The organism is Streptomyces sp. NPDC107550 (genome assembly GCF_055639095.1).
The window spans coordinates 34,119-60,007 of record NZ_JBVKBC010000040.1 but is presented as its reverse complement, the minus strand read 5'-3'; the positions used below and the strand labels follow the sequence as shown (position 1 = coordinate 60,007).

At 73.9% G+C, this 25,889-nt stretch carries 24 protein-coding genes and 1 pseudogene; 8 read left to right on the top strand and 17 right to left on the bottom strand.

Translation table 11 applies throughout. The features are described 5' to 3' along the window. Positions 1-194: 194 nt before the first annotated feature. Positions 195-1,634 (bottom strand): MocR-like pyridoxine biosynthesis transcription factor PdxR, encoded by a 1,440-nt coding sequence (gene pdxR, locus ACZ7LY_RS31565; RefSeq protein ID WP_471628174.1) that lies wholly within the window; start codon positions 1,632-1,634, stop codon positions 195-197. A gap of 121 nt (positions 1,635-1,755) precedes the next feature. Here pdxR and ACZ7LY_RS31560 point away from each other — a divergent pair. Then, positions 1,756-2,592: pseudogene (locus ACZ7LY_RS31560) on the top strand (DMT family transporter); the annotation flags it as partial. Positions 2,593-2,628: 36 nt separating this feature from the next. Here ACZ7LY_RS31560 and ACZ7LY_RS31555 read toward each other — a convergent pair. Next, complete coding sequence (locus tag ACZ7LY_RS31555) at positions 2,629-3,459, bottom strand: alpha/beta fold hydrolase (RefSeq protein ID WP_471628173.1); 831 nt, start codon at positions 3,457-3,459, stop codon at positions 2,629-2,631. A gap of 172 nt (positions 3,460-3,631) precedes the next feature. On the opposite strand from ACZ7LY_RS31555, the gene ACZ7LY_RS31550 reads away from it, so the two are divergent. Further along, positions 3,632-4,513: an RNA polymerase sigma-70 factor gene (locus ACZ7LY_RS31550; protein WP_471628172.1), complete on the top strand. Its 882-nt coding sequence runs from the start codon at positions 3,632-3,634 to the stop codon at positions 4,511-4,513. Positions 4,514-4,773: 260 nt separating this feature from the next. Then, positions 4,774-5,535 carry a GntR family transcriptional regulator gene (locus tag ACZ7LY_RS31545; protein ID WP_471628171.1) on the top strand — a complete coding sequence of 254 codons (762 nt, stop codon included), beginning with the start codon at positions 4,774-4,776 and terminating at the stop codon, positions 5,533-5,535. A gap of 294 nt (positions 5,536-5,829) precedes the next feature. On the opposite strand, the gene ACZ7LY_RS31540 is transcribed toward ACZ7LY_RS31545, so the two are convergent. From ACZ7LY_RS31540 to ACZ7LY_RS31530, 3 genes are all read right to left on the bottom strand, one after another. Then, positions 5,830-6,987, bottom strand: a complete 1,158-nt coding sequence (locus tag ACZ7LY_RS31540; RefSeq protein ID WP_471628170.1) for an ROK family transcriptional regulator — start codon at positions 6,985-6,987, stop codon at positions 5,830-5,832. Between the two features lie 151 nt (positions 6,988-7,138). Next, positions 7,139-7,792, bottom strand: coding sequence for a response regulator (locus ACZ7LY_RS31535; protein WP_471628169.1), 654 nt, complete (start codon positions 7,790-7,792; stop codon positions 7,139-7,141). Positions 7,793-7,806: 14 nt separating this feature from the next. Next, on the bottom strand, positions 7,807-9,090 hold the full coding sequence (locus tag ACZ7LY_RS31530) for a sensor histidine kinase (RefSeq protein ID WP_471628168.1): 1,284 nt from the start codon (positions 9,088-9,090) through the stop codon (positions 7,807-7,809). 107 nt (positions 9,091-9,197) lie between these two features. On the opposite strand from ACZ7LY_RS31530, the gene ACZ7LY_RS31525 reads away from it, so the two are divergent. From ACZ7LY_RS31525 to ACZ7LY_RS31510, 4 genes are all read left to right on the top strand, one after another. Next, positions 9,198-10,121 carry an ATP-binding cassette domain-containing protein gene (locus ACZ7LY_RS31525; RefSeq protein ID WP_471628167.1) on the top strand — a complete coding sequence of 308 codons (924 nt, stop codon included), beginning with the start codon at positions 9,198-9,200 and terminating at the stop codon, positions 10,119-10,121. Then, positions 10,118-10,867 (top strand): ABC transporter permease, encoded by a 750-nt coding sequence (locus ACZ7LY_RS31520; protein WP_471628178.1) that lies wholly within the window; start codon positions 10,118-10,120, stop codon positions 10,865-10,867. The genes ACZ7LY_RS31525 and ACZ7LY_RS31520 overlap by 4 nt, the downstream gene beginning before the upstream one ends. A gap of 44 nt (positions 10,868-10,911) precedes the next feature. Continuing rightward, positions 10,912-11,367: a hypothetical protein gene (locus ACZ7LY_RS31515; RefSeq protein WP_471628166.1), complete on the top strand. Its 456-nt coding sequence runs from the start codon at positions 10,912-10,914 to the stop codon at positions 11,365-11,367. Between the two features lie 186 nt (positions 11,368-11,553). Continuing rightward, complete coding sequence (locus ACZ7LY_RS31510; protein WP_471628165.1) at positions 11,554-12,363, top strand: SAM-dependent methyltransferase; 810 nt, start codon at positions 11,554-11,556, stop codon at positions 12,361-12,363. A 153-nt stretch (positions 12,364-12,516) separates the two neighbouring features. Here the strand turns inward: ACZ7LY_RS31510 and mug are convergent, their stop codons facing one another. The 10 genes from mug to bioB all read right to left on the bottom strand — a co-directional run bounded on the left by mug (position 12,517) and on the right by bioB (position 23,233). Next, a complete protein-coding gene (gene mug, locus ACZ7LY_RS31505; protein WP_471628177.1) occupies positions 12,517-13,080 on the bottom strand; it encodes a G/U mismatch-specific DNA glycosylase in 564 nt (187 codons plus the stop codon). A gap of 5 nt (positions 13,081-13,085) precedes the next feature. Beyond that, entirely contained in the window at positions 13,086-14,525 is a 1,440-nt protein-coding gene (gene purB, locus ACZ7LY_RS31500) for an adenylosuccinate lyase (protein ID WP_471628164.1), read from the bottom strand. Positions 14,526-14,840: 315 nt separating this feature from the next. Next, entirely contained in the window at positions 14,841-15,644 is an 804-nt protein-coding gene (locus ACZ7LY_RS31495; RefSeq protein WP_471628163.1) for an SGNH/GDSL hydrolase family protein, read from the bottom strand. Positions 15,645-15,816: 172 nt separating this feature from the next. Then, positions 15,817-16,830 carry a hemolysin family protein gene (locus ACZ7LY_RS31490; protein ID WP_471628162.1) on the bottom strand — a complete coding sequence of 338 codons (1,014 nt, stop codon included), beginning with the start codon at positions 16,828-16,830 and terminating at the stop codon, positions 15,817-15,819. Then, on the bottom strand, positions 16,827-18,158 hold the full coding sequence (locus tag ACZ7LY_RS31485) for a hemolysin family protein (protein WP_471628161.1): 1,332 nt from the start codon (positions 18,156-18,158) through the stop codon (positions 16,827-16,829). Before ACZ7LY_RS31485 ends, ACZ7LY_RS31490 begins: the two co-directional genes overlap by 4 nt. A gap of 251 nt (positions 18,159-18,409) precedes the next feature. Beyond that, on the bottom strand, positions 18,410-18,850 hold the full coding sequence (locus tag ACZ7LY_RS31480; RefSeq protein ID WP_471628160.1) for a GNAT family N-acetyltransferase: 441 nt from the start codon (positions 18,848-18,850) through the stop codon (positions 18,410-18,412). Positions 18,851-18,985: 135 nt separating this feature from the next. Then, positions 18,986-19,678, bottom strand: a complete 693-nt coding sequence (locus tag ACZ7LY_RS31475; protein WP_471628159.1) for a class I SAM-dependent methyltransferase — start codon at positions 19,676-19,678, stop codon at positions 18,986-18,988. A 103-nt stretch (positions 19,679-19,781) separates the two neighbouring features. Beyond that, a complete protein-coding gene (bioD, locus tag ACZ7LY_RS31470; protein WP_471628158.1) occupies positions 19,782-20,501 on the bottom strand; it encodes a dethiobiotin synthase in 720 nt (239 codons plus the stop codon). Between the two features lie 208 nt (positions 20,502-20,709). After that, entirely contained in the window at positions 20,710-22,002 is a 1,293-nt protein-coding gene (locus ACZ7LY_RS31465; protein WP_471628157.1) for an adenosylmethionine--8-amino-7-oxononanoate transaminase, read from the bottom strand. Further along, positions 21,995-23,233: a biotin synthase BioB gene (bioB, locus tag ACZ7LY_RS31460; RefSeq protein WP_471628156.1), complete on the bottom strand. Its 1,239-nt coding sequence runs from the start codon at positions 23,231-23,233 to the stop codon at positions 21,995-21,997. The genes ACZ7LY_RS31465 and bioB overlap by 8 nt, the downstream gene beginning before the upstream one ends. 143 nt (positions 23,234-23,376) lie before the next feature. On the opposite strand from bioB, the gene ACZ7LY_RS31455 reads away from it, so the two are divergent. Next, a complete protein-coding gene (locus ACZ7LY_RS31455) occupies positions 23,377-24,573 on the top strand; it encodes an 8-amino-7-oxononanoate synthase (protein ID WP_471628155.1) in 1,197 nt (398 codons plus the stop codon). Here ACZ7LY_RS31455 and ACZ7LY_RS31450 read toward each other — a convergent pair. Continuing rightward, complete coding sequence (locus tag ACZ7LY_RS31450) at positions 24,557-24,826, bottom strand: DUF397 domain-containing protein (protein ID WP_471628154.1); 270 nt, start codon at positions 24,824-24,826, stop codon at positions 24,557-24,559. The two genes, ACZ7LY_RS31455 and ACZ7LY_RS31450, sit on opposite strands and share 17 nt — an antisense overlap. A 51-nt stretch (positions 24,827-24,877) precedes the next feature. Continuing rightward, complete coding sequence (locus ACZ7LY_RS31445; protein WP_471628153.1) at positions 24,878-25,729, bottom strand: helix-turn-helix domain-containing protein; 852 nt, start codon at positions 25,727-25,729, stop codon at positions 24,878-24,880. Between the last annotated feature and the right edge of the window lie 160 nt (positions 25,730-25,889).

Here is a 25,889-nt window from a genome sequence, read left to right as displayed (position 1 = left end):
GTTCCCCGCGCCCCTTCGGTGCGCACTGCGTGCGCTACCTCTATCGGGGGAGGCTGGGGCGAAGCCCCGCCTCCAGGGGCGCGGGGAACTGCGCGACCAGCCACGACGAAAGTCGAGGATCCCCACCGGCCGGAGCCACCCACCCACCTCAGGGGCGCGGGGAACTGCGCGACCAGCCCACCACCGGGCGGAACCTACCTACAGCCGGCGTCCGGAGGACCTGTCACCGCCCGCGCCAGCACCCGCACACCCTCCGAGATCCGCCCCGGCGCCAAATGCGCGTACCCGATCACAAGCGACACCCCCGCCGAAGGCTCCCCGCCCCCATAGTGACCGAGGGAACGGACGGCGACCCCCGCCCGGCCCACCGCCGCAAGCAGATCCCCGCGCGCCCCGAGCACCCCCGGCAACGTCACGATGGCATGCAGCCCGGCCGCGATCCCGCTCACCCGCGCGCCGGGCAGATACGCGTCGAGCGCGGAGACCAGCGCGTCCCGCCGCTCCCGGTACGCCCGCTGACACCGCCGCAACTGCCGGTCGTAGTCCCCGCGTTCGACGAACCGCGCCAGCGTCGCCTGATCCAGCGCGGGATTGCCGAGGTCCATGTACTGCTTGCGGGCCACGACCTCCTCCGCCAGCGCCTCCGGCACCACCAGCCAGCCCAGCCGCAGTCCCGGCGCGAGGGACTTGCTGACCGAGCCCGTATAGGCGACGCGTTCGGGGTCGAGGCCCTGGAGCGCGCCCACCGGAGCACGGTCGTAGCGGAAGTCGCCGTCGTAGTCGTCCTCGACCACGAGCCCGTCCACCTCGCGCGCCCAGTCGAGCAACTGGGCGCGCCGCCGCGCCGCGTACGCGATCCCCGTAGGGAAGTGGTGCGAGGGCGTCGTCACCACCGTCCGCACCCCGGAGCCGGCCAGCGGCCCGAGCGCGAGGCCCTCCTCGTCGAGCGGCAACGGCACCGCCCGTACACCGGCCGTGGCGAACAGGTCCTCGTACTGCGGGCTGCCCGGGACCTCCACGCCCACCGCGTGCTGCCCGCGCGCGTGCAGCACGAAGCCCAGCAGCGTCACCGCCTGTGTCACGCCCGAGCAGACGATGATCCGCTCCGGGTCCGCGACCACGCCCCGGCGCCGCCCGAGCAGTTCCGCGAGGGCCGTACGCAGCCGGGGCAGCCCGCGCGGATCGGGGTAGCCGAGCCCCTGATGCGGCAACTCGGCGAGGACCGCCCGCTGGGCCGCCGCCCACGCGGTACGCGGGAACAGCGACAGATCGGGGCTGCCCGCCACGAAGTCGCAGCGCGCCCCCGGCAGCGGACGCGGCGCGAGATCCCGGGCGGCGGGCGCGGCGGACCGCACCGCCGCCCCGACCCAGGTGCCCGCGCCGCGCCCGCTGCGCAGATACCCCTCGGCGGTCAACTGCTCGTACGTCTCCGTGATCAGCCCCCGCGACACGCCTATGTCCCGCGCCAGATCCCGGCTCGACGGCAACCGCGTCCCCGGCGCGAGCCGCCCCGCCCGCACCGCGTCACGCAGCGCCTCCTGCAACGCGCGCCCACGCGCGCGTGCGGGTGACGCGGCGGCCGGCAGCAGCAACTCCCAGGCGGCGGACGCGGGTTCTCCCTGACGCTCCTCCATGCCCGCACCCTAGAGCCTGTCCTTCGGGGAGCCCGCGAGGGCCGCACGTGGCAAGTGGTCCCCGACAGCGGCCCCGAAGTGGACCCCGGACGAGGACCACCGCGCTCCTAGCGTCGACACCATGAACGCACCGTCCCTCAAAGGCGCCGCGTACGCCGCGCTCGCCTGTGTCCTCGTCGGCGGTTCCTTCACCGCCAACAGCGTCCTCGGCGACTACCCGTACGCGGGCGGCCAGTTCCTGCGCTACGCCCTCGCCGGCGCCCTCCTGGTCCCCCTCGCCCGGCGCGGCGCCCGGGCCGCGCTGAGCGCGCTGCGGCCCCGCCAGTGGGCCCGTCTCGCCCTCCTGGCCGCCGTCGGCATGGTCGGCTTCAACCTGGCCGTGCTCGCCGCTGAACGCACCGCCGAACCCGCCGTGCCCGGCGTCTTCGTGGGCTGCGCGCCCGTTGTCGTCGCCGTCCTCGTGCCGCTGCTCGCCGGGCGCCGGCCCCGGCCCGTCGTCCTCGCGGGCGCGCTGCTCGTCGCGTGCGGCGCCTTCACCGTCCAGGGCTGGGGCCGCACGGACGCGGCCGGACTCGCCTTCTCGGTGTGCGCGCTCGCCGGCGAGGTCGGCTTCGCGGTGCTCGCCGTGCCGGTCCTGCGCCCGCTGGGCCCACGGCTGTTGTCGTGCGTGGTGTGTTTCGTCGCCGCCGCCGAGTCCGGGTGCGTGGGCCTCGTCGCCGACGGTACGCACTGGCTGCGCGCCCCCGACGCCACCGAGAGCGCGGCTCTGCTGTGGCAGGCCGTTGTCGTCACCGTGATCGGCTTCGTCTGCTGGTACGTCGGCATGCAGCGCATCGGCGCCGAACGCGCGACCCTCTTCTCCGGCCTCATCCCGGTCGCCGCCGCCTGCACGGCCCCGCTCGTCGGCACGGGCGCGTACGGGCTCGCCCAGGGCGTCGGCAGCGCCCTCGTCGGGTGCGGAGTCGCCCTGGGCTCGAGGGTGTTCGGCGGCGGCTCAGCGGCTGGTGTCGAGGACGACGCGGGCCACGAGCGCCGGGTCGTCGTGCATCGGGACGTGGCCGCAGCCGGGAAGCCGGACCAGCCGGGCACCGGGCAGCACCTGCTTGGCGCGCACGCCCTGGCGGCGCAGGAGGAGGCGGTCGCGGGTGCCCCAGGCGATCGTCACCGGCACCTCGGGGATGTCGTCGCGGAACAGCACGTCACGGCCGGCGGCGAGAGTCTGCCGGAAACCGGTCGCCTCGCGCAGCGCCAGCGTCTCGGCGACCACCGCGTCGGGTGAACGGCGGCCGGGCCGCGCGTAGATGGTGCTGGTCAGCGCCGCCCGCCCGGCCGCCGACCGCGCCAGCCGCTCGATCAGCGGCAGCGGCATCGCCCGCGCCCCCTGCCGCATCGCCAGCAGCGTGCCGAACGCGTACCGGCGCTCGGCCTCCGTCCAGAACCCGGCAGGAGAGAGCGCCGTCACCGACCGCGCCAGCTTCTCGCGGCCCATCTCCAGGGCGAGCAGCCCGCCCAGCGAGTTGCCGGCCACATGCGGCCGCTCGATCCCCAACTCACGGCAGAACGCGCCCAGGACGGGCACCACGGACGGCAGTCCGTAGTCCATGCCGTCCGGCAGCGCCGGTGACGTGCCGAAGCCCGGCAGGTCCACGGCGATCACGTCGCGCTCGGTGGCGAGGATCGGTATGACCGGCTGCCACGCCTGCCAGTGGTGGCCTATGCCGTGCAGCAGGAGCAGCGGCTCCCCGCTGCCGACGCGTTCGTAGGCGACGGTGGCCGTGCGCGTGCCGCCGGGACCGTCGAAGGTGAAGGACACCTGTTCCGCCATGTCGCTCGCTCCCTGTCCCCGCCACGCCTCGACGGTTCTTTAGACTTGGTGTCAGCAACAATTACCGCTCGGTAGCCTCCAGTTCAAGGGGTACGGCACCGCGGGCCGCCCGCGCCCGCCACGCCGCCGAATCAGCCTGGACAGCGGGCCGTTCGTGGGCTGGGATGGGGGAGTGGCCACCGACACCGAGACCGATGTCTTCGAAGAACACCGCCCTGTCCTGATGGGCGTCGCTTACCGCATGCTCGGCCGGATCGCCGACGCCGAGGACGTGGTGCAGGACGCCTGGCTGCGCTGGTCGCGCGCCGACCGCTCCGACGTACGGGAGCCGCGCGCCTACCTCGTGCGCGTCACGACCCGTCTCGCCGTCGACCGGCTCCGCGAGGCACAGGCGCGCCGCGAGTCGTACGTGGGGCCCTGGCTGCCCGAACCGCTCGTCACCGACTTCGGGCCGACCGCGCCCGACACCGCCGAACAGGCCGTGCTCGCCGACTCCGTCTCACTCGCCGTCCTCGTCGTCCTGGAGTCGCTCTCCCCGCTGGAACGCGCGGTGTTCGTGCTCCGCGAGGCGTTCGGCCTGCCCTTCGCGGAGATCGCCGCCGCCCTGGAGCGCGAGGAGCCCGCCGTACGGCAACTCGCCACGCGCGCGAGGAAGCACGTCGAGGAGCGCCGCCAGCGCTTCGACGTGGACCCGACCCAACAGCGCGACCTCACCGCCCGGTTCCTCACCGCCGCCGCCGAGGGCGACATCGAGGGCCTGATGGCCCTGCTCGCCCCGGACGCGCGGCTCGTCGGCGACAGTGGCGGCAAGTCGAAGGCGCCGCTGCGCGTCATCGAGAGCGCGGACAAGGTCGGCCGGTTCGTCGCGGGTGCCGCGCGCCAGGGCCTCACGGGCGCCATGGAGGTCCGCTTCATCGAGATCAACGGCGGTCAGGCGCTCCTCGTCCTCGTCGACGGCAAGCCGGACTCCGTCTTCCAACTCGGCATCAAGGACGGCAAGGTTCAGCAGGTGTATATCGTGCGCAACCCGGACAAGCTGCAATCTCTGATCTGACCCTCCGCGTCCGCGCCGACCACATCAGGCCCCTTCCCCGCCGCCCGGGGGAGGGGCCTCGTCGCGTACGAACGCCACATGAACGGAGTGCGGCCCTCCATGAACGCTCTGCGGCAGGGGTCCTGTGCGGGCCGTAACCGTTCGAGGATTGGTCTTGACCAAGCCCCGGGGCCGTCCTAGTCTCGCAGAGTTAGTGCAGGAACCTTTAATAAACAAGGGCGCTAAAAAGCCGCCGGGACACGGCTATTGCGGAGGACAGGGTGGGGACCACGCAGTTGGAAGCGGCACCGGAGCCGAAGTACTGGCATCTGAAGACCGTGCTCAGCGAGGCACTCGACTCCGAGTTCGCCGTCGGTGAGATCCTGCCGAACGAGCGTGATCTCGCGGCCCGCTTCGGCGTCGCCCGCGCCACGCTCCGCCAGGCGCTCGAACAGCTCGAACTCGAAGGCAGGCTCCAGCGCCGCCGGGGCGTCGGCACGACCGTCGCGCCGCCGCGCGTGGGCGTGGCCGTCGCCTCCACCGACCAGGACTGGCCCGGTGCCAGCGGGGACGCGTGGCAGGCCGTCGACGCCGACCGCGAGGTGCCGCCGGCCGCCGTCGCGCGCATGCTGGGCACCGCCCCGGACGAGCCCGTCCACGTCCTGCGCCGTACGCGCGTGTCGAACGGGCAGCCGGTCGCGGCCGAGCTGCTCTACGTCCCCGCCGCCTCCGTCCCCGACCTCAGCGCCATAGACGCGCCCTCCGGTGCGGCACGCGCGCGTACCGTGCTCCGCGAGCTCCAGCGCACCGGGCTCGACGGTCAGGACCGCGCCGTGGAGCTGGGCTCGGCCCGCGCCGACGACGCGAAGGAACTCGACCGTCTGCCCGGGGCCCCGGTGCTCGTCGTCACCACCCGCTACTTCAGCAAGGGCGCCACGGCGGCGGTGTCCATGGCCACGTACCGCGCCGACACCTGCCGCCTCACCTTCGGCGACACCCCGAACGTAGAAATCCACCACACCCCCCAATCCCAAGCCTCCTGACCCCACCAGGGGCGCGAGGAACCGCGCACGTAGCCTCAACGAACCCGCACGCAGAACCGCCGGCGAGGCCCGCCCCGCCAGGGGCGCGAGGAACCGCGCACCCAGCCTCAAAGAACCCGCACGAAGGATCGCCGTTCAGGACAACCCCGCCAGGGGCGCGAGGAACTGCGCGACCAACCACGACGCACCGTCCCACAAGGACACCCCGCAAGGGGCACGCACCCAGGGCCGCGGGGAACTGCGCAATCACCCCGACGGGCCCGCACGAAAGCACCGCCCCCTAAAAACCCGCCCCTAGCGGCGAGCGGTAACCGTTCCCTCCGTAGCGAACAACTGCTCCTCAACATGATCCAAAGCCAAGCGCAGCGCCCCCGTGGCGACCGCCGCCTCCCCCAGCACGGACAACGCCACCCGAGGCGGCCGCAGACAGTACCGCTCCAACTCCGCCCGCAACGGATCAAGCACCCCGTCGAGCCCGGCCGCCCACCCGCCCACGACGACAAGCTCCGGATCGAGCGCGAGCACCAGCGCCGCCACGTCATGCACCAGCCGCTGAATGAACCGCTCCATCGCGGCCCCCGCCTGCGCGTCCCCCTCGCGGGCCAGCGCGAACACCTTCGCCACCGCCTGCTCGTCCAGCGGATGCAGCGGCTCGTCGGTGGTCGACAGCAGCGTCTCGGGACGTACCTCACGCCCCAGCAGATGCAGCGCGCCGATCTCCCCGGCCGCCCCGCCGTACCCCCGGTGCAGCCGCCCCCCGATCAGGGACCCCGCGCCGGGACTGAGCCCGGCCAGCACGAACACCATGTCGCCGGTGTCGACACCGGCACCCTTCCAGTGCTCGGCGACGGCGGCCGTGTTCGCGTCGTTCTCCACGATCACCGGGCACTTGAACGACCGCCGGAGCCGCTCCCCGAGCGGCAGCCCCGTCCACCCCGGCAGCGCCGTACCGAGCCGCACCGTACCGTCCGCGTCCACGATGCCCGGGCTGCCCACCCCGACCGCGCGCAGCGAACCGCGGGCCACGCCCGCGCGCCGCAGCAGGTCGGCGACGGCACCGCGCAGCCGCTCGATGCGCTCCTCGGCCGGCGCGGTCGCCTCGATGTCCTTCGCCGCCGACCCGAGGATCCGCCCGTCGAGCGCGGACAGCACCGCCGCGACCCGGTGCGGGCCGATCTCCAGGCCCAGCAGATACCCGGCCTCGGCGCGGAAGCGGAACTTCCGCGCGGGCCGTCCCTGGCGCCGCGCGCCCGGCTCCTCGACCGCCGTCTCGATGACGAGCCCCGCCTCGATGAGCCCCTCGACGACGCCCTCGACGGTCGGCCGCGACAGCCCGGTGACACGCGTGATCTCGGTCAGTGTGGCGAAATCCGTCGAGCGCAGCGCGTGCAGCACCACCGCCGAGTTGATCCGCCTGAGCAGAGAGGGGTCCCCGCCGGTCAGTTGCCCCAACGTACGTCCTCCCAGCTAGTGCGCGTGTTCGCCGGATGCTACTCGCCACGGCCCCGCCCGGCGAGGCCCGGGTGCACTTCTGTGCCCTCGGATGCTCACCCGGGCGCGCGCCGAAACCTCCCCTCGCGGGCCCGCGAAAGGGGCGAAACGTTCATCTGTCCGGGGTGACGAAACCGGATTCGTAGGCCGCGATGACCGCCTGCGTGCGATCGCGGGCTCCCAGCTTGGCCAGCACCGCGCTCACGTGCGACTTGACCGTCTCGGTGCCGACGACGAGATCCGTGGCGATCTCCGCGTTCGACAGGCCGCGCGCCATGAGCCGCAGCACCTGTTCCTCGCGCTCGGTCAGTGCCGCCCGCTCCAGCGCCTCCCGGGTCGGCGCACTGCCGTGCGCCGCGGCCAGCCTGCGCACGGCGGCGGGGAAGAGGAGGGAGTCACCGGCCGCCACGAGCCGCACCGCGTGCACGATCTCCGCGGGCCGGGACCGCTTCAGCAGGAACCCGTCGGCACCCGCGCGCAGCGCCCCGTACACGTACTCGTCGTTCTCGAACGTGGTGATGACGAGGATCTTCGGCGGAGCGTCCACGGACCGCAGCACCGCGCGCGTGGCATCAATTCCGTCGAGCAGCGGCATACGTACGTCCATGGCGATCACGTCGGGGCGCAGCGTGCGCACCAGCGGCACGACGGTGGCACCGTCGGCGGCCTCCCCGACGACCGAGATGTCCGGCTGCGCCTCCAGGACGGCGCGCAACCCGGCCCGGACCAGGGGTTCGTCATCGACCAGCAGCACGGTGAGCGACACGCGGCCAGCGTAGATCACCCCAGAGGCAGATCGACGTGCACCTGCCACTCCCCGCCCAGCGGCCCGGCGCCCGCCGTCCCGCCGAGCAGGGCCGCCCGCTCCCGCACCCCGCGCAGACCGCTGCCCCCGCGCCCGGACGCCGTGACCCCGGCGGCGGCCGCGCCGACCGGCAGCGGGTTGCGTACGTCGATGCCGAGCCGCCCGCCCTCCACCGTGAGCCGCACGGTCACGGGGGCGGGCCCGCAGTGCCGCAGCACGTTAGTCAGGGCTTCCTGGAGGATGCGGTAGCCCTCCCGCGACACCGGCCCCGGCACGGTCTCCAGCGGCCCGCCGACCGTCACGCTCACCTCAGTGCCCGACGCCCGCGCCGCGTCGAGCAGCCGGTCCGCCTCGCGCAGCGTCGGCCGTGAACGCGCCGGACGCTCCTCCTCGCGCAGCAGCACGAGCACCCGCTCCAGATCCTCCAGCGCGGCCCGCCCGGTCTCCTCGATGGCGTCCAACGCCCGTTCCGTGAACGCCGGATCGCCCGCCGCCCGCGCCGCGCCCGCCTGCACCACCGCCACCGCCACCGTCAGCGCGTGCCCGAGCGAATCGTGCAACTCGCGCGCGATGCGGTTGCGTTCCAGCAAGCGGTCCGTGCGCTCCTCAAGCGCCGCCAGCCGCTCCGCCGCCGACGGACCCAGCAGCGCCTGCGACGCCCGCGCCGCCACCGCGCCCGCCCCCGCCACCAGGTACACCATTGCCAGCAGCAGAAGAGGCGCCAGCGCCGCGCACAGCCACCGCGAACCCGGCGCCGGAACCAGCGAGTCGGAGTCGAGAGGCGAGCCGAGGGCCCCGGCCGCCGACTCCAGGGCGAGCGACAGGAACTGGCCGCACACCAGCGCCACCGTCAGCCCCAGGAACAACCGCAGCACCAGCCACGCGCTCGTACGTCCCCGGTCCCGCCCCGACTGCGCGGGTGCCACGGACACCAGGCCCTCCGCGTCCTTCTCGGCCGCAACGCGCGCGTGGTGACCCGGGAACAGCATCAGCCGCGCCTGGAGCCCCTCCGCCCGTCGCACCGTCGGCACCAGCCCCGCCGCCAGCAGCAACGGCACCGGCACCAGGTACACCAGCAGCCACTCGCGCGGACCCGGCGCGTTCAGACCGGGGTAGACCAGCGCGCACGCGAGACCCAGCGCGGCGGCGGCCAGCAGATGCAGCCAGCGCGTGTACGTGACCGCCCGGACCAGCGGGGCCGCCGCGCGGCGAAACGGCCCGCGTGCCACACGCGCGAGCCGTAGGGGGAAGCGGGACATGCCGGCATCCTGCCAGGCGGCCCACGCCCCGCGGCTCCCCCGAGCGGGGGAGACGATCCCCGCCGGCGGGGGACGACGCGCCCCGGGGGCCCCGGCACGCTACTGCCATGACCAGCATCGACGTCAAGGAACTGACCAAGGAGTACGGCACCACGCGCGCCGTGGACCGGCTGACGTTCACCGTCGAACCGGGCCGCGTCACCGGCTTCCTCGGCCCGAACGGCGCCGGGAAGTCCACCACACTGCGCGTCGCGCTCGGCCTCGCCCGCCCCACCGCGGGCACGGTCCTCGTCGGCGGGCGGGCCTACGCCGCGTACGACGAACCGCTGCGCGTGGTGGGCGCGCTGCTCGACCCGCAGGCCGCGCACGCCGCCCGCCCGGCCAGGGACCATCTGCGGGCCCTCGCCGCGAGCAACCGGCTGCCCGCCTCCCGCGTCGACGAGGTGCTGGATCAGGCGGGTATCGCCTCCGTCGCCGGACGCCGGGTCAAGACGTACTCGCTCGGCATGCGCCAGCGCCTCGGCATCGCGGCCGCCCTGCTCGGGGACCCCGAGGTGATCATCCTGGACGAGCCGTCCAACGGCCTCGACCCCGAAGGCATCATCTGGATCCGCGGGTTGATGCGCGACCTCGCGCGCGAAGGACGCACGGTCCTCGTCTCCTGCCACCTCATGCACGAGACGGCGACCTTCGCGGACCACCTCGTCGTCCTCGGCCGGGGCCGGCTCCTCGCCGACCTGCCGATGCCCGACTTCATCGCGGCCCACAGCACGCCCCGCGCGCGCGTGCGCGCCATCGACCCGCAGCGGATGCGCGTGGCGCTCACGCGCGCGGGCCACACGTACACCGAGGCGGAGGACGGCCGGCTCGTCGTCGCCGGTGTCACCGCCGCCCGGATCGGCGTGCTCGCCGCCGCCGAAGGCGTCGCCGTCCTCGAACTCGCCGACGAACAGGGCTCGCTGGAAGAGGCGTACCTCGCCCTGACCACGGGCGACGCCGAGTTCGCCGCCCAGCCCCTCCAGGAGGTCTGACCGTGTACGCCACCGCCGTCCCCGCCGTCCTGCGCGCCGAGTGGATCAAGGTGAGGTCCCTGCGCGGCAGCGCGGGCTCCCTGGCCGCCGTCTTCGCCGTCACCGTCGCCGTGACCGCGCTCGTCTTCCCCACGATCGGCAGGGACGAGTTCGGCGCGGGCGAGGACTCCCTGTCCGGCGCGTTCTACGCCCTCAACTTCGGCCAGATCGCCGCGCTCGCCTTCGGCGCCACCGCGATGTCGAGCGAGTTCGCGGACGGCGCCCTGCGCGTCTCGCTCGCGGCCGTGCCCCGCCGGGGCCTGTTCTACGCGGCCAAGACCGCCGTCGTCGGGGGCTGCGCGCTGCTCGTGGGCCTCCTGACGACCTTCGTGTCGTTCCTCACCGGGCAGGCGTTCATGGGCCCCGACGCGCTCTCCCTGGGCGATCCCGGCTCGCTGCGCGCCTGCGTCGGCGGGGGCGTCTACCTCGCGCTCATGGCCCTGTTCGCTTCCGGTCTGACCGCCGTGCTGCGCAGTGCCGTCGCCGTGCTGAGCATCCTCGTACCGTTCCTGCTCATCGTGTCGTTCGTCGTCGGCGACGTCGCCGGGTCGGCCGCCGACTACCTGCCCGACCGCGCCGGACAACTGGTCCTGCATCAGAACACCGTGGGCGCCCTCGGCCCCTGGACCGGGCTCGGGGTGACCGCGCTGTGGGCGGGAGCGGCCGTCGCCGGCGGCTGGTGGGCGCTGCGGCGCAGGGACGCCTGACGGCCCGTCGGGCGATTGTCAGTGCCGGGCGGTTTACTGGACGCATGGACACCGCGGAGCAATTGGCGACGATCGATCTGCTGTGGGCCGGCCCCCTCGAAGCCGCCGCCCACGGCAGGTCCGCCGTGAGCTGGAGCGGGCCCGGCTTCGTCACCGCCGAGTTGACCGTGCGCGTCGGCGTGCCGGACGAGGCCGAGGCACAGGCGGACGCCGACCGCGACGGACTGACCGCGCTGTTGCACGGCCGCTGGGGCGCGCCCGAGCGGCTGAGCCTGTGGAGCGTGCGCACCCGGGCCCTGGAGTACGGCGAGGAGATACCGCAGCCGTGGGCGCGGCTCAGTTCGTCGGCACCGGACATGCATCTGTGGACGGCCGCCGGCCGCTGGCTCGCCCTCGCCGTCTCCCGCGAGGGCGGCGACCAGGACCCGTACGAGGGAGCCCAGGACGACGGACCGCCGCACCGGCTGATCGCCGTCATCACGGACATCCCCCCTCCGTAAAGCGCCCCGTCGGAAGCCTGTACGGAACTGCCGTGCCACCATGGGATCTTGAACCGCGGCCCACCGCACGGGACACACCGCCCCGCGCGCGTACGGCGGCGGTCCGCACCACCCGGCCGGCCTCGCCCAGCGCCCGCCGGACCACCTCGTCAGCACCGCACATCGGACACGCACGGAGGAGAGCACATGAGCGACGACAGCGCGCAGCAGCCGGGGGAGCGGCGGATCGCCAGCCACATCGCGCACAACGCCCGTGTGTGGAACTACTGGCTCGGCGGCAAGGACCACTACGAGGTCGACGAGCAGGTCGGCGACATGGTGACGTCCATGTACCCGAGCATCGGCGAGGTCGCCCGCGCCGACCGCGCCTTCCTCGGCCGCGCCGTGTCCTTCCTCGCGGGCGAGGCGGGCATCCGCCAGTTCCTCGACGTCGGCACGGGCCTGCCGACCGTGGACAACACGCACGAGGTCGCCCAGCGCATCGCGCCGGACGCGCGCGTGGTCTACGTGGACAACGACCCGATCGTGCTCACCCACGCGCGGGCGCTGCTCACCAGCTCCGCCGAGGGCGTCACCAGCTACGTCGACGCCGACGCGCACGACCCGCGCGCGATCGTCGAGGCCGCGTCGGGCACGCTCGACTTCGACAAGCCCGTGGCGATCATGCTGCTCGGCATCCTGAACTTCGTGCTCGACACCGAGAAGGCCGCGTCCATCGTGCGCCACCTCGTCGACGCCGTCCCCTCCGGCAGCTACGTCGCGCTGACACACCCGACGCTGGAGCTGGGCGGCGAGGGCAACGCGGACGCGATGCGGTTCTGGAACGAGAACGCGACACCGCCGATCACGGCCCGCACCGAGGCCGAGGTCCGCGGCTTCCTCGACGGCCTGGAGATCCTGGAGCCCGGCGTCGTCTCCTGCGCCCGCTGGCGCACCGAGCCCGGCGACGAGGGCTCGCTGGTCGCCCAGTTCGGCGTGGTCGCCCGCAAGCCCTGACCCGGGCGGCGCCGGCGGGCGGGAGTCCACGGCGGGGCCGGCGCGGGGCACGGGGCGGTTCGACGGCCGGGACGCCGGGAGGGAGGCAGCACCTCTTCCGGCGCCCAGCCCGCCCCCGCCCCGGGCCCCTTACGCCTGGGCGTCGGCGGGCAGCTACGCCTCGGCGTCGTCGCTCAGCGCCGGGAGTCCCGCCGTTTCGCGGAGCCGGGCGAACTCCTCGGCCATCGTCTCGGCGGTCCAGTGCGCGTTCAGGCCGCTCGGATTGGGCAGCGCCCACACCCGCGCGCCGCCGATGACCCGCTCCTGCGGCCCGATCCGCGCCTTCGGCTCACCGAACGCCGTGCGGTACGCGGTCACGCCCACGACCGCAAGCCACGCCGGCCGCAGCCGCGCCACCTTCGCCTCCAGGAGCCGCCCGCCCTCCCGGAACTCCTCGGCGCTCAGCTCGTCGGCCCGCGCCGTGGCACGGGCGACGACATTGGTGATGCCGAGCCCGTACGCGATCAGCTCGCCCTGCTCGGCGGGCGCGAGGCGGCGCGGTGTGAAGCCCGAGCGGTGCAGCACCGGCCAGAAGCGGTTGCCGGGGCGGGCGAAGTGGTGGCCGGTCGCCGCCGACATCAGCCCCGGGTTGATCCCGCAGAACAGCACCGAGAGGCCGTCCGCCGCCACGTCCGGGACGAGACGGGAGCGGGCGGCCTCCAGGTCCTCCTGGGTCAGCCGGGTCAGAGGATGGCCCCGGGGGTGTAGCCCGCGGCCTCGGGGTGCCGCTTGACGATCTCCTCGACGCGGGCGACGACCTGCGCGACCTGACCGGCCGCGGCGCCCGTGAAGGACAGCTTGTCGGCCATCAGCCCGTCGAGCTGGGCCCGGTCGAGCGGGATGCGCGCGTCGGCGGCGAGCTTGTCCAGCAGCTCGTTGCGCTCGGCGCCCTGCTCGCGCATGGCCAGCGCGGAGGCCACCGCGTTCTCCTTGATCGCCTCGTGGGCCTCCTCGCGGCCCACACCGGCCCGCACCGACGCCATGAGCACCTTCGTGGTGGCGAGGAACGGCAGGTAGCGGTCCAGCTCACGGGCGACGACGGCGGGGAACGCGCCGAACTCGTCGAGCACCGTCAAGAACGTCTCCAGCAGCCCGTCCAGCGCGAAGAACGCGTCCGGCAGGGCCACCCGGCGCACCACGGAGCAGGACACGTCGCCCTCGTTCCACTGGTCGCCCGCCAGCTCGCCCGTCATCGACGCGTACCCGCGCAGGATGACCATCAGGCCGTTGACGCGCTCGCAGGAGCGGGTGTTCATCTTGTGCGGCATCGCCGACGAACCGACCTGACCCGGCTTGAAGCCCTCGGTGACCAGCTCGTGCCCGGCCATCAGACGGATCGTCTTGGCCAGCGACGAGGGCGCCGCCGCGAGCTGCACGAGCGCCGTGACGACCTCGTAGTCCAGCGAGCGCGGGTAGACCTGGCCGACCGACGTGAACGCCTGCGAGAAGCCCAGGTGGTCCGCGATCCTCTGCTCCAGGTCGGCGAGCTTGCCCGCGTCGCCGCCCAACAGGTCCAGCATGTCCTGCGCGGTGCCGACCGGGCCCTTGATGCCGCGCAGCGGGTAGCGCGCCAGCAGCTCCTCGACCCGGCCGTACGCGACCAGCAGCTCGTCGGCGGCGGTGGCGAACCGCTTGCCGAGGGTGGTGGCCTGCGCCGCCACGTTGTGCGAGCGGCCCGCCATGACCAGCTCGCCGTACTCGCCGGCCAGCTTGCCCAGGCGGGCGAGGACGGCCACGGAGCGGTCCCGGATCAGTTCGAGGGAGAGCCGGACCTGCAACTGCTCGACGTTCTCCGTCAGGTCGCGCGAGGTCATGCCCTTGTGGACCTGCTCGTGCCCGGCGAGCGCGTTGAACTCCTCGATACGGGCCTTCACGTCGTGCCGCGTGACCTTCTCGCGCTCCGCGATGGAGGCAAGGTCGACCTGGTCGAGCACCCGCTCGTAGTCGGCGGCGGCGGCGTCCGGCACCTCGATCCCGAGGTCCTTCTGGGCCTTCAGCACGGCGAGCCAGAGCCGCCGCTCCAGCTTCACCTTCTCCTCGGGGGACCACAGCGTGGCGAGTTCGGCGGAGGCGTAACGTCCGGCGAGGACGTTCGGGATACGGGGCTTAAGCGGCGCAGTCACGTGTACGGAGTTTACCGGGCGTCCCTACAGCCTCCGCACCGCTCCGCTGATGGAGGAATCTACAGCTCACACGGGGTCCCGGCCGGCCCGCCCAGGCCCCCGCCGCAGCACGCCCCGCCCGAGCGGCGCGCGCCCAGGACCCGTTGGTCGGTGTTCTCTCACCGTTTTCTTCCCTTGCTCTGCCGCTGCCCTTGACCGGCTCCGTCACCGTTGCCTCGGCAACACCCGGCCCCGGAGCGTGTGCCCGTGCGGGCGGCGCGCAGGGTGTGCCGGACGGGCGCGCGCCGCACTGTCGGTGGTGCGGCGCGGTCCGCCCTACGCCCGCGGCCCGTCCTCGTGCCGCGCCGGTTCCACCTCGTACGGCGACAGCTCCGCCCGCTTGGGGGGACGGCCGTCGCCCGACGAGCGTCCGGTCAGCCGGCGCCCGATCCACGGCACCAGGTGCTGCCGCGCGAACCGGGCGTCGGCCACCCGCCGCGCACCCCAGCCCGGCGCGGCCGACGGCGGCAGCGGGGCCTGCCAGTCGAACGACGCGGGGTACCCGAGCGCCTGCCAGACCGCCTCCGCGACCCGGCGGTGTCCCTCGGCCGTCAGGTGCAGCCGGTCGACGTCCCACAGCCGCTGGTCGCCGAGGACGGGAGCCCCGTAAAGGTCCACGACGGTCGCGTCATGCCGGTGCGCGAGGTCGTCGATGCAGGTGAACAGCTCCTCCATGCGGGGGCGGAATCGTTCCATCACCGGCCCGTTCCGCCCCGGGCTGCGCATCAGGACGAGCCGGTCGCAGGAGGGCGCCAGGGTCTCCACGGCCTCGGTGAGCAGCGCGCGGACGCGGCGCATGTCGCACTTGGGGCGCAGGGTGTCGTTGAGGCCGCCGACGAGCGTGACGACGTCGGCCTTCATCTCGGCGGCCGGCTCGACCTGCTCGCCGACGATCTGTCCGATGAGCTTGCCGCGCACGGCGAGGTTCGCGTACCGGAAGCCGGGCGCCCGCGCGGCCATCCGGGCGGCCAGCAGGTCGGCCCAGCCGCGGTAGGAGCCGTCGGGCAACAGGTCCGACATGCCCTCGGTGAAGGAGTCGCCGACCGCGACGAGACTGGTGTAGGTGGCATGTGTCTGCATGGCGCCAGCGATCGTATCCCGGCCGCCCGCGCCGTCCGCGCCCCAGGTGGGCCCGGCGAGCCGCCTCGTACGGGCTCCTCGGCCGAGGAACGGCGGCGGGCCCCGTGGTCACCCACGGGGCCCGCCGGGCGTCAGAGCCCTGTCACCGGTCGCACCGGCCGTCCGCGCCGCCTCACGCGGGCTGGCCGAACAGTTCCCGCAGTACGTCCTCCATGGTCACGAGGCCCGCGAGCCGCCCGTCCGCACCGAGGACGGCTGCCACGTGCGTGCGGCTGCCGCGCATCGCGGTCAGCACGTCGTCCAGCGGGGTCGTCTCGCGTACGCGCGCGATGGAGCGCATGTCCGGCACGCGGAACGGCAGGTCGCGGGGCGTCGCGTCCAGGGCGTCCTTCACATGCAGATAGCCGACGATGCGCCGGCCCTCGTCGACCACCGGGAAGCGGGAGAACCCGGACTCGGCCGACAACTGCTCCAACTGCTCCGGTGTGACGCCCACGCGCGCGTAGACGACCTTCTCCAGCGGCATGACCACGTCCTTGACCGGGCGGCGGCCCAGCTCCAGCGCGTCGTGCAGCCGCTCCTGCGCGCGGTCGTCGATCAGGCCCGCGTCGGAGGAGTCCTTGACCATACGGGCCAGCTCGTCGTCCGAGAACGTGGCCGCGACCTCGTCCTTCGTCTCCACGCGCATCAGGCGCAGCAGCGTGTTGGCGAACGCGTTGATGGTGAAGATCACCGGGCGCAGCGCGCGGGCCAGCGCCACCAGCGGCGGGCCGAGCAGCAGGGCCGAGCGGACCGGCTCGGCCAGCGCGATGTTCTTCGGGACCATCTCGCCGAGCAGCATGTGCAGGTACGTGGCCGCGGTCAGCGCGATCACGAACGAGATCGGGTGGACCAGGCCGTGCGGCACACCGGCCGCGTCGAACGCGGGCTCCAGCAGATGCGCGATGGCCGGCTCGGCGACGATGCCGAGGACCAGCGTGCACAGCGTGATGCCGAGCTGCGCCGCCGCGAGGAGCGCGGAGACGTGCTCCAGGCCCCACAGGACGCTGCGGGCCCGCCGGTCGCCCTGCTCGGCGTGCGGCTCGATCTGGCTGCGGCGCACGGAGATCAGGGCGAACTCGCCGCCCACGAAGAAGGCGTTGACGACCAGGGTCGCCAGGCCGATCAGAAGCTGGATCGCGGTCATCGGGCCTCCTCCTGCCGCACGGTGCTGAGCGGCGCGTGCAGCAGCACACGGGCCGCGCGGTGGCCGGTGGCGTCGACGACGTCGAGCCGCCACCCGCCGATCTCGACGACGTCACCGGCGTCGGGGATGCGCCCCAGTTCGGTGGCGACGAGCCCGGCGAGCGTCTCGTACGGGCCGTCGGGCAGCCGCAGTCCGACGCGGGCGAGCCGGTCGGTGCGGGCGGCGCCGTCGGCCGTGTACAGGGTGCGGCCCTCGTCGTCGGTGCCCGCGGGCGCGATGTCGGGCGTCTCGTGGGGGTCGTGCTCGTCGCGGACCTCGCCGACGACCTCCTCCACGATGTCCTCCAGGGTCGCCACGCCCGCGGTGCCGCCGTACTCGTCGATGACGACGGCCATCGTGCGCTTGCCGGACAGCCGGTCGAGAAGCCGCTCCACGGTGAGTGTCTCGGGCACCAGCAGCGGCTCGCGCAGCAGGTCCGCGACGCGCTTGCGGGCCCGCTGGTCGTCGGGCACGGCCAGGACGTCCTTGATGTGGACCACGCCGACGACCGAGTCGAGGTTGCCCCGGTAGACGGGGAAGCGGGACAGGCCGGTGGCCCGCGTCGCGTTCGCCACGTCCTCGCAGGTGGCCTGCACGTCCAGGGCGATGACCTGGACGCGCGGCGTCATCACGTTCTCCGCGGTCAGGTCGGCCAGGTTGAGCGTACGGACGAACAGCTCGGCGGTGTCGGCCTCCAGGGCGCCCGCCTTCGCGGAGTGCCGGGCCAGCGCCATCAGCTCCTGCGGGCCGCGCGCGGAGGCCAGCTCCTCGGTCGGCTCGATGCCGAAGCGGCGCACGAGCCGGTTCGCCGTGTTGTTCAGATGCGTGATGAACGGGCGGAACAGCGCGCTGAACCAGCGCTGCGGCGTCGCCACCCGCTTGGCCACGGCCAGCGGCGAGGAGATCGCCCAGTTCTTGGGGACCAGCTCGCCGACGACCATCAGGAACACCGTCGACAGCGCGGTGCCGAGCACCAGGGCGACCGACGTCGACGCCGACGCGGGGATGCCGAGGGACTCCAGCGGGCCCGCGATGAGCTTGGCGATGGACGGCTCGGCGAGCATGCCGACGACCAGGTTGGTGACGGTGATGCCGAGCTGCGCGCCGGAGAGCTGGAAGGTGAGGTTGCGTACGGCCTTCAGGGCACCCGGCGCGCCGCGCTCACCGCGCTCCACGGCGGCTTCGAGGTCGCCGCGCTCGACGGTGGTGAGCGAGAACTCCGCCGCCACGAAGGCACCGCAGGCCAGCGAGAGCAGCACTGCGACGGCGAGCAGGAGAAGTTCGGTCATCGGGTCGTCACCTCCGTCCCATGATCGGCCAGGGGCGGGAGGGACGCGCGCTCGCGGGGACCGCGCGGGGAGATGGACCGGATACTAGGAGGCTCGCCCATGGGCGGACGTTCACACCTTTCGCAGAGTTCGAGTGACTCCACCATGGTAAAGCCTCGGCAAAGGGGTAGTGTCGGTGTCCCGTCAAAGGTAGCGGGGCGGGCCCGTCGAGGGCGGCGGGGTGTGCCGCCAAGGGGTGGCGCGGCGGCCCGTCAAAGGGCGGCGGGCTCGTCGGCCAGCGGCCTGGCCCACCGCGTCCACTGCGGCTGGGGCCCGTACCCGGCCGCCTTCCACGCGTGGTGCGCCCGCTCGTTGCGGTCCAGGACCATCGCGTCGGCCCGCCGCCCGCCGAGCGCCACGAACCGCTCGTGCGCCGCGTCGAGCAGGGCCGTCCCGATGCCCTGGCGACGGGCGTCAGGGTGGACCGCGAGCCGGTACAGATGGCAGCGCCAGCCGTCGAACCCGGCGATCACCGTGCCCACCAGCTCGCCGTCGCGCTCCGCGAGCAGCAGCGCTTGCGGGTCCCGGGTGATCAGGCGTTCGACGCCCTCGTGGTCGTCACTGATGCTCGTGCCCTCCGCCGCGGACTTCCAGAAGGCGAGGACTGCGTCGAGGTCGGTGGCGGACGCGGGCCGGATCGAAAGATCGTTCATGCGCCGATCTCATCATCGGCCCCACCCGCCCCGCCGCTCTTTTTCACATGCCGGACAGCCGCGTGCCAGCAGTCGCGTGTCCGCGCCACCAGGGAGGGACTGCGCAAGGGGACTCTGACGCCCGTCCGGGCTCCCTCACGCGCCACCCTGAGCGGGCCGCCGGGCGCTCCCGAGCACGCAGAACGAGGTGGGCATCCTCGGCCCGCGCTCCGGCAGCACGAACCGCCGGTACGGGCCCACCTCGAACCCCGCGTCCCGCAGCGCGCCCACCGCGTCCCGCCCGCCGTGGCAGCCGCCGAACAGCAGCGGCCACACCGTGGCGTCCAGCGCCCGCTGCACCGCCCGCATGCCCCGGCCCGGCGCCCGTACATGCTCGAAGAAGCGGACCTCGCCGCCCGGCCGCAGCACCCGGCGCGCCTCCGCCAGCGCGCGTGGCACGTCCCGCACGCTGCACAGCACGATCGACAGCACCACCGCGTCGTACGCCTCACTCTTGACCGGCAGCGCCTCGGCCGCGCCCGGCACCACGTCCACCGGCACCTCGGCGCGCAGCGCCGCCTCCACGGCGAGCCGGCGCAGCCCCCGCTCGGGTTCGATCGCGACGACCTCGCTGACGGCGGCCGGGTAGTGGGCGAAGTTCAGCCCGTTCCCGGCGCCGACCTCCAGGACGCGGCCGCTCAGACCGGCGAGCAGCTCCTCGCGCACCGGGCCGAGCGCGGGCTCCGCGCGCTCGCTGAGGCGGGCGTAGAAGCGGGCGAACACCGGGTGCCGTACGGCGTCCCCGCGTCGGGACGACAGCGCGCGACGGGTCAGCAGACTGCGGCCCACGACGGACCCTCCTTCGGACGAGGACGTCCCCTGGTGAGTCTTCCCCGGAGAGGCCGTCCCGGACCGAGGCGCGGCCGACAAATTCGCCGCCGCGCCGCAGGAGTCAGCTTGCCGCCGCCCCCGCGAACGCCCCGCCGTCCCACGTCCCGCCGAGCACCGGCGCGAGCCAGCCGCCCGCCGCCCGCCGGAACGCCTCCGGCTCCAGCGCCCCCGCGCCCTGCGGCACCGCCCCCACCAGCGGGGATCCGGCGACCTTCGGCAGGTCCGCCACGTTGCACCGCTCCGCGAGACCGGGCTCGGCCGGCCAGCTCCCGATGACGAGGCCGGCCGACGTGAGGCCCCGCGCCCGCAGCGCCTCCGCCGTCAGCTGCACGGAGTTCAGCGTGCCGAGCCCCGCCGTCGCCACCACCAGCACCGGCGCCCCGAGCAACCGCGCCGCGTCCGCGAGGCCGCCGCCCGTTGCGTCGAAGTGCACGAGCAGCCCGCCCGCGCCCTCCACCAGCACCAGATCGTGGGACGCGGCCAGCTTCCGGGCCGCCTCGGCGACCTCGACCGGGCCCACCGGGGCGAGCCCCGCGCGGGCCGCCGCCGTCGCGGGCGCCAGCGGCTCGGGGAAACGGGCCAGCTCGGCGCCTGTCACCGTCGCCCCGGCGAGCCGTACGACCTCGTCCACGTCACCCGGCTCACCCGGCGCGACACCCGTCTGCGCGGGCTTCAGCACCGCCACGGAACGCCCGGCCCGCGCGGCGACCGCCGCCAGCGCGGCCGTCGTCACCGTCTTGCCGATCTCCGTTCCGGTCCCCGTGACCACCAGCACCGTCACACCGACTCACCTCTCTCGTACGCCCCACACATGTCACCCGGCCCAGCCGGACGTCTCACTTCGCGCGCGTAGCCACGCACTCCGTCACCCGGCCCGGCCGGACGCCTCACTCCGCGCGCGTAGCCACGCACTCCGTCCCCCGGCCCAGCCGGACGTGTCACTTCGCGCGCGTGCCCGCGCACTCCGTCACCCGGCCCGGCCGGACGCCTCACTCCGCGCGCGCTGCCGCGCACACCGCCCGGCCGATCCGCGCCAGATCCTCGTCGCCCGTGATGTACGGCGGCATCGTGTACACCAGGTCGCGGAACGGGCGCAGCCAGACGCCCTCCGCGACCGCCGCCCGCGTCGCCGCCGCCATGTCCACGTCGTGGTCGAGCTGGACGACGCCGATCGCGCCGAGGACCCGTACGTCCGTGACGCCTGGCAGCTCACGCGCCGGGGCGAGGCCCGCGTCGAGGCCCGCCTCGATCCGCTTGACCTCCGCCCGCCAGTCCTGGCCGCGCAACAGGTCCAGGGAGGCGCAGGCCACGGCGGCGGCCAGCGGGTTGCCCATGAACGTCGGCCCGTGCGCCAGCACCGGCACCTCGCCGCGCGAGATGCCCTCGGCCACGTGCGCGGTGCACAACGTCGCCGCCATCGTCAGATAGCCGCCGGTGAGCGCCTTGCCGACGCACATCACGTCCGGCCTCACGCCCGCGTGATCGGCGGCGAACAGCGCCCCCGTACGGCCGAAACCGGTGGCGATCTCGTCGAACACGAGCAGCACGTCGTGCGCGTCGCACACCTCGCGCAGCAGCCGCAGATACGCGGGGGAGTGGAACCGCATCCCGCCCGCGCCCTGCACCACAGGCTCCACGATCACGGCGGCCAGTTCGTCCGCGTGCCGCTCGACCATGCCGGCGAGATGCGCCGCGTACTCCTCCTCGTACGCGGTGGGCGGCGCGTCGGCGAAGACCTGTTCCTGGAGCACGCCCGCCCACAGCCCGTGCATGCCGCCCTCGGGGTCGCACACGGACATGGGGTGCCAGGTGTCCCCGTGGTAGCCGCCGCGCCAGGTCAGCATGCGGCGCTTTTCGGGCCTGCCGAGCGAACGCCAGTACTGGAGGCACATCTTGAGCGCCACCTCGACCGACACCGAGCCCGAGTCCGCGAGGAACACATGCTCAAGTCCCTCGGGCGACATGTCGACAAGGCGTTCCGCGAGCCGGATGCCCGGCTCGTGGGTGAGCCCGCCGAACATGACATGGCTCATCCGCTCCAACTGGGCGCGCGCCGCGTCGTTGAGGGCGGGGTGGTTGTAGCCGTGGATGGCCGACCACCACGACGACATGCCGTCCACCAGCTCCCCGTGCCCGGCGACCCGCAGCCGCACCCCGGCCGCCGACTCGACGACCAGGGGCTCCTGCCGGCCCGGCATGGGCCCGTACGGATGCCAGACGTGCTGCCGGTCGAGCGCGAGGAGTTCCGTCAGCCGCGCGTCGGCCGTCGTGCGCTCAGGCATTGGGCGCGAGGTCCGTCCCGGCGCCCCGGCGGCGCACGGCGACCAGATCGGTCCGCGCCCCGGGCACCTCGGCAGCCGACTCCGAAGCGGCCGGATCTGAAGCGCCCGGCTCCGAGGCGGCAGCCCCCGCGTGCGCCCCGCACCCGGCACTTGCCCCGCACCCCGCGCCCGCCTCCCCGTGCGAGCCGCACACCGAGCCCGCGTGGGAGCCGCAGGCACCGCCGCCCGCCCGGTGTTCGGGCAGGGTCACCTCGCCCGCGCCCTCCACCTCGAACCCTGCGTCGGCGATCATGTCGAGGTCGGCCTTGCCCGCCTGCCCCTCACTGGTGAGGTAGTCGCCGAGGAAGATGGAGTTGGCGATGTGCAGCGCGAGCGGCTGCATCGACCGCAGATGGACCTCGCGGCCGCCCGCGATCCGCACCTCCACGTCGGGGCAGACGAACCGGACCATGGCGAGGATGCGCAGGCAGCGCTGCGGCGTCAGGTTCCACTCCTTGGCGAGCGGCGTGCCCTCGAACGGGATCAGGAAGTTCACCGGCACCGAGTCCGGGTCGAGCTCCCGCAGCCCGAACACCACGTCCACGAGGTCCGCGTCGCTCTCTCCCATGCCCGCGATCAGCCCCGAGCACGCCGACAGACCCGCCGCGTGCGCCTTGCGGACGGTGTCGACGCGGTCGGCGTAGGTGTGGGTCGTCGTGATGTCGGCGTACGTCGCCTCCGACGTGTTCAGGTTGTGGTTGTACGCGTCCGCGCCCGCCCCGCGCAGCCGTTCGGCCTGCCCGTCGGAGAGCAGGCCGAGACAGGCGCACACCTCGACGCCCTCGTTCTCCGACTTGATCGCGTCGATGGTCCGCGCGACCCGGTCCACGTCCTTGTCCGTCGGTCCGCGCCCGCTCGCCACCAGGCAGACCCGCTTCGCGCCGCCCGCGACCCCGGCCGCTGCGGCCTTGGAGGCGTCCTCCGGCTTGAGCCAGGTGTACTTGAGGATCTCCGCCTTCGAGCCGAGCCGCTGCGAACAGTACGAGCAGTCCTCGGGGCAGAGCCCGGACTTGAGGTTCACCAGGTAATTGAGCTTGACCCGGCGGCCGAACCACTGGCGGCGCACCTTGCCGGCCGCGGCCACCAAGTCGAGCAGTTCCTCGTCGGTCGTCGCCAGCACGGCGAGCGCCTCTTCACGGCTCGGCGTCTCCCGCCGAAGCCCCTTGTCCACCAGCGTGTTCAGGAGGTCCATGGCGTCAGATCCTCGCCTATCGACCGGGCCCCGCGAAAGGAGAGTTCGTACAAAGGACGGTGATCAGTGTGTGGGTATCACCACACCCTGGGCCGGTGGCGAGGCCGCTAGGGTCTGTGCATTACCTACAAATCGAGGGAGTCATGGCCACCGACGACCCCGCCGCCCCCGCGCCCGGCGCGCCGCCCGCCGCGTTCGACTGGATCGGCGCCCGGCGCCGCGCCCGCGAAGCCGCCGGCCTGGTCCGGGTCCTGCGCCCGCGCCCGGCCGACTCCCCGCTCCTCGACCTGGCGAGCAACGACTATCTGGGCCTCGCCCGCCACCCCCGGGTCACCGCGGCAGCCGCCGAGGCCGCCCGGCACTGGGGCGGCGGCGCGACCGGGTCCCGCCTGGTCACCGGGACGACCGAACTGCACACGCGCCTGGAGCGCGAACTCGCCGCGTTCTGCGGCTTCGAGGCGGCCCTCGTCCTGTCGTCCGGGTACGCGGCGAACCTCGCCGCCGTCACCGCCCTCGCCCCGCACGGCAGCCTGATCGTCTCCGACGCGGGCAACCACGCCTCCCTCATCGACGGCTGCCGCCTGGCCCGCGGCGACACCCTCGTCGTGCCGCACGCCGACCCGGCGGCGGTGGCCAAGGCGCTGGCCACGCACGACGGGCCGGCCGTCGTCGTCAGCGACACTGTCTTCTCCGTCGACGGGGACCGGGCGCCGCTCGCCGGACACGCCGAGGCGGCCCGCGGCGCCGGCGCCGGGCTCGTCCTCGACGACGCGCACGGGCTCGGGGTGCTCGGCGAGGGCGGGCGCGGCACGGCGTACGCGGAGGGACTCGCGGGCGCCCCGGACACGGTCGTCACCCTCACGCTGTCCAAGGCGCTGGGCAGCCAGGGCGGCGCGGTCCTCGGGCCCGCCGCCGTGATCGAGCATCTGGTCAACACGGCCCGGACGTTCATCTTCGACACCGGGCTCGCCCCGGCCGCGACGGGGGCCGCGCTGGGCGCCCTCGGGCTGCTGCGGGAGGAGCCGGAACGGGCGGCGCGGGCCCGCGAGGTCGCCGCGCGCCTGCACGCCCTGCTGACGGCCGAAGGGCTCGCGGCGGTCCGTCCGGACGCGGCGGTCGTCTCCGTGCGCGCGCCCGCACCGGACGAGGCGGTGGCCTGGGCGGCGCGGTGCCGGGCGGCGGGGCTCTCGGTGGGCTGCTTCCGCCCGCCGTCCGTGCCCGACGGCATCTCACGCCTGCGGCTGACCGCCCGCGCCGACCTCACCGACGCTCAACTGGGCGAGGCGGTACGGGTGATCAGCCGCGAGGCTCCCGACGGCGCGTTCAGCGCAGGGCGGTGACGAACTCCTCCCAGCTCGACGGGGAGAACAGGAGCGCGGGACCGGACGGGACCTTGGAGTCGCGGACCGCCACGACGGGCGCGGCTCCCGCCCGGGGCGAGGCCGTCTCCACGCAGTTGTTGGCGCCGGTGCTGTAGCTGCTGCGCCGCCAGCGCGCCCCGGTCAGCGACGTACTGCACGCCACGGACGCGAGCGGGCGGGGCCGATCGTGGGGGGAGGGGGAGGTGGAGACGTGCCGAGGCAGTGCGGTCATGGTGCCTCCTAACGCAGCGCCGGCCCGTGACGGGACGTCGGCGTCCCCGTCTTACCCGGCGAGCTGAGCGATGTATTCCAGCGAGTCCTCGGGTGAAAGCGCGTGCCGTGCCAGAGCGTCGAAGGCGTCGGTGTACGCCCTGAGGTCTTCTTTCCGCTCCAGATGGAGGCTACTCGTCAAGTGGTCGAGAACTACCACATCCAGATCAGATGTGTGCGGAAATGAGAACACAACGAAAGGCCCGGTCAGTCCGATATGGCCACCCGCCGCGAACGGAAGCACCTGGATCCGGACATGCGGCATGTGCGCCGCCTCCCTCAGATGCGCCAACTGTCGCGTCAGCACCCCGAATCCGCCCACCGCGCGCCGCAGCACCGCCTCGTCGAGCACCACGCTCAGCTCCAGCGGGGGCCGCGCCCGCAGCACGTCCTGACGCGCGAGCCGCACCTCGACCAGCGCTTCGAGATGGCTGGGCGAGACATCGCCGAGCACCGAACGTGTCACCGCGCGCGCGTACTCGGGCGTCTGCAACAGCCCCGGCACGACGCTCGTCTCCAGCGTACGGATGGTGCACGCCTGCGACTCCAGCGAGATGAAGTCGCGGTACGAGGGCGGCAGCAGCCCCCGATAGGCGTGCCACCAGTGCGGGCCGCCCGGCTCCTCGGCCCCGGCGAGAGCGACGACCAGCTCGCGCACATGCCGGTCCTCGGCCTCGTACGCGTCGAGCAGCAGCAGGACGTCCGACGGCTTCACGCCACTGCGGCCGGTCTCGATGCGGCTGACCTTCGACTGGTGCCAGCCGACGCGCCGGGCCGCCTGCCCGCTCGTCAGCCCGGCCCGCATCCGCAGCGCGCGCAGTTCGGCGCCGAGTTTGCGACGGCGGACCGCAGGACCGTACTTCATGCGGACTCCTAGGGCTCCTGGTGCTCCTGGTGTTCGTAGTGCTCCACGGGCGCCACGGACTCGCCGGCCCCGGGCGGGCGTGTTCGCGGCCCGTGGGGGCGCGGTGGGGCAGACGTTAGAGGAACCGGCGTGCGCTCGCCCAAATACGGTCTACCGTCGC